Source organism: Streptomyces sp. ADI95-17, assembly GCF_003846175.1.
GTDB classification, from domain to species: domain Bacteria; phylum Actinomycetota; class Actinomycetes; order Streptomycetales; family Streptomycetaceae; genus Streptomyces; species Streptomyces sanglieri.
Genome location: NZ_ML123044.1, coordinates 351,867 through 355,265 on the forward strand (window position 1 = coordinate 351,867; position 3,399 = coordinate 355,265).

A 3,399-nucleotide genomic window follows, 5' to 3' on the forward strand; every position below is an offset into this window, starting at 1 on the left:
TGACGCCATCACCATTCCGGAGGGCTCCCTCAAACTCCCCGACGGCACCTTCCACCTCCCCGAGGGCGCGCCTGTCCCCGAGGGCGGGGTCAAGCTCCCCGACGGGAACGTCAAGTTCCCCGACGACGTCCCCGTCCTGCCCGAGAACGCCACCAAGCTCCCCACTCACACCGACGCACCCGTCCAGTACTTCGACCACGACGGCAATCTCCTCGACGAACACGGCGACATCGTCCAGAAGGCCGAAGACGCCCCCAAGGAGACCTCCCCCACCGTCCCGCACACCGACGGCCCGGACCCCACGACCCCCCACACCAACACCCCGGACCCCACCACCCCGCACCCCAACGATCCGGTCAGGGAACCGGCCCTGGTCGGCGTCGGCGCCAACACCGCCGACAACGTCGCACACGTCGGCGCCGACGCGGGTGACAACGTCGTCCACCTCGGCAGCGACCTCGGCGACACCGGCCGCCTCGCGGACGACCTGCCCACCACCCACAACCCCGCCGACAACCTCCCCGGCGGCCACGCCGGCGACAACCTCCCCGGCGGAAACGCGGGCAACCACCTCCCCCACGCAGGAGCGGCCGACCACCTTCCCGGCGGCCACGCCGACGACCTCGGCCACGGCCCCACCGCCGGTCACGAACCGCCCAACACCCACACCGGCGGCCACGGCGACGGCCCGCAAGGTCCGCACGACCCGACACCGCCCCACCAGAACGACCACACCCCGAACAGCCATGCCGACGACGCCGCCCACCACGGCAAGGACGAGGGCACCCCGCACCACGGATCCGACGACACACTGCCCCATGACGACGGCATCCCCCACGACGACGGTGTCCCCCACGACCCCGACGGCCCGCACGGCCCCGACGGCCCCGACGGCCCGGATCACCCCGGCGGCGACGGCCCCGGCAACGAGCCGCACGGCAAGCCCGTGGACCCCCAGCCCGGCTGGCACGGCCAGAGCGCGGACAAGATGCGGCACTACCGGCGGCCCGCCCTGGACGTCTCGCACCTTCCCCTGAAGGATCAGCTGCCTCTTCTGGAGCGGGAAGCGTCCGCTCTCGCCGACGACGCGTTGAAGGCTCCGACCGGAGCGGCACCCCCCGGCCTGAACCATCTCGAATCCGGCTGCGCCGGAAGCTTCCTGCACGACAACACGATCACCGCGCACAGCAGCACCACTAAAATGCACGGCCAGAAGCTCCCGAAGCGGCATGCCGTGCTGGACGACATCCTGAAGAACGTGGAAAAAACACTTGAAGCCGAGGGGAAGAACAAGGGGATAGGGCACGGCAAGTGCGCCGAGATTTCACTGATCAGCGATCGATTGCATCAAATCGACCCCACAGGTAAATCGATTCGCACGATTGACGACGCCAAGGCCGCCCTGGAAGGGGGCGTGATGCATTCACGTCAGATCGGCGACCTCCGCGACCGCGTCACAGGGGAACTCGACCGTGTGCACAATGAATTCCTTCCCCCTTGCCGCACCTGCGAGCATGTACTGCCTCAACTGGGCATTCGAGTACACTCGTAGCACCCCTGTTTCACGAAACGGAACAAATAGTGAACGATGAACAGCTGACACCCGAAGTGCGCAATTGGCTGACTGCGTGCGACTGGTCTCCGAGTCGTGACATCGGGGACCTTGCCGAGGAATTGATTCAGATTCGGCTGAAGGACGCCGAGCAGCACGGTGTGACCCTGGTCCCGACACCGCAGGCAGTTCGCGTCATCCGCAGCTACGGCAATCTGCGACTCGTTCATCCCACCGACCGGGAATCGGCGTGGATCATGAATCCGACGTTCGGGTACGACGGCGACGCCGCGCTCATCAAAGAGCTGGCATTCGAGCTCGGCACGGAACTCTTCCCCGTCGGTTACGAGTCCCTCGAATACGGAATCATTCTGGTCGATGAACAGGGCCGCTTCTTTGCTCTCCACCACACCGGCGGTTATTACATGGGAGCGAACGACGCAGATGCGTTTTCCAGGTTTCTGATCGGGGCCACCCCCCTGGACGCGGAGGACTACTTTGTCTGAGCAATTCCCCGCCGTAGCCTCCTCCCTGCTGATCGGCGGCCAGGTGGTCAGCCATACCAGCCTGGTCGGGGAAGGCACCGCCAATCTCCATCCGGCCATCCGGTCGTTCGTCGAATCACTGCCGGCCGATGTGCGCAGGCCGTTCACCGGGCGCTGCGCCGAATCGGCTCTGGTGTCGGACCAGTTGTGGGCGTTCGACTCCGCACGGGGCGACGGCCGCACGAGCACACTCGACGAAGCCGCTCCGCACTTCGCGGGATCCGCCATCATCTCCAAGATGATCCGTGGTCAAGGGCACCCCGATCACGGCAGGACCACGGAGCCGTGCGAGGTCTGCCGGCTCCTGCTCCAGAAATTGGGTGTGCAGGTAATGGCTTGAGGGACTCGATCCGAAGTGAGCACTGAGCTGCCACGCGCGGTCCTGGAGCGGTTGCGCTCGGTGGACTGGTACGGCGACTGGGACATGGCCAACGGTCACTCGCGTTCCCGCGCCCTGCTGATGCGGGAGTACCTGCGCCGCGCGGCGCTGTGGGCTCAGGCGTACGGCGCCGAGGAGGAATGGCCCTTCTTCGACGTCACCGAGTTCGTCGACCCCGCGTTCCGGCTGGACCCGGAGGTGGGGTCCGAGCTGGAGGACTACCTGGCGCACAACGTCGGCACGCCGTCCACGGCAAGGACGTGCCGGGGTGCCGTGCGCTGGGCGGCGCTCCGGGCCGGGGGCAAGGCCACCCTTCCGGAGCTCCCGGACCCGTACGAGCCGTTGCTGCTCATGTACGGGCGGGGCGGTGGCTACTCGATCGAGGAGTTCATCGACCTGTACGGGGTGATGATCCCGCACGGGAACCTCAAGTCCAATCTCAACGCCGAACCGTTCCCCACGCCGGCCACAAGCACACTCGACGCCCTCGATGCCGGAGCGGTCGGCAGGATCACGTATTACGCGAAGATCGGTGAGGGATATCCGCGCAGCAGCCCACGCGGCATCCTGCGGCGGCGTCTCGTCGGCAGGGAGGCGGAGACGCACGACGAGGCCTTCACCCGTAACCTTCGCTGGGAGCCGACGGAGTACCTCAGGCTCTACGAACTCGGGCACAACGATGTCGACCACGTGCAGATCTCCGAGCGGGAAGCTGCCGCGTTCATCGAGTCGACGGTGGAAAGGCTCAGCGGATCGTGATGTTCCGCCGGGTCGGCAGGCGGTCGGCCGTCGCTCACGGTCGTGTGTGCGGCGTGAAGATCGAGCGACGATCTTCGGCAGACCCTCGCGCCGGGAAGACTTCCCGTCCTGCGCTCTCCGGTCAAGTGCTCTGTTTCCGCACTTCATTGCCTGTGACTGCCACT

4 protein-coding genes are annotated in these 3,399 nt (G+C 66.7%); all 4 read left to right on the forward strand.

Features of this window, described 5'->3' with window-relative positions; translation table 11 throughout:
- Window positions 1-1,552, forward strand: a 1,552-nt coding sequence (locus EES42_RS01470) for a YwqJ-related putative deaminase (RefSeq protein ID WP_277426095.1), incomplete at its 5' end; no start/stop codon positions are given.
- A 29-nt stretch (window positions 1,553-1,581) separates the two neighbouring features.
- Window positions 1,582-2,058 (forward strand): SUKH-3 domain-containing protein, encoded by a 477-nt coding sequence (locus tag EES42_RS01475; RefSeq protein ID WP_124716272.1) that lies wholly within the window; start codon window positions 1,582-1,584, stop codon window positions 2,056-2,058.
- On the forward strand, window positions 2,051-2,437 hold the full coding sequence (locus EES42_RS01480; RefSeq protein ID WP_124716273.1) for a YwqJ-related putative deaminase: 387 nt from the start codon (window positions 2,051-2,053) through the stop codon (window positions 2,435-2,437). The genes EES42_RS01475 and EES42_RS01480 overlap by 8 nt, the downstream gene beginning before the upstream one ends.
- A 15-nt stretch (window positions 2,438-2,452) precedes the next feature.
- A complete protein-coding gene (locus EES42_RS01485; RefSeq protein ID WP_241196196.1) occupies window positions 2,453-3,235 on the forward strand; it encodes a hypothetical protein in 783 nt (260 codons plus the stop codon).
- The last annotated feature ends 164 nt before the right edge of the window (window positions 3,236-3,399 follow it).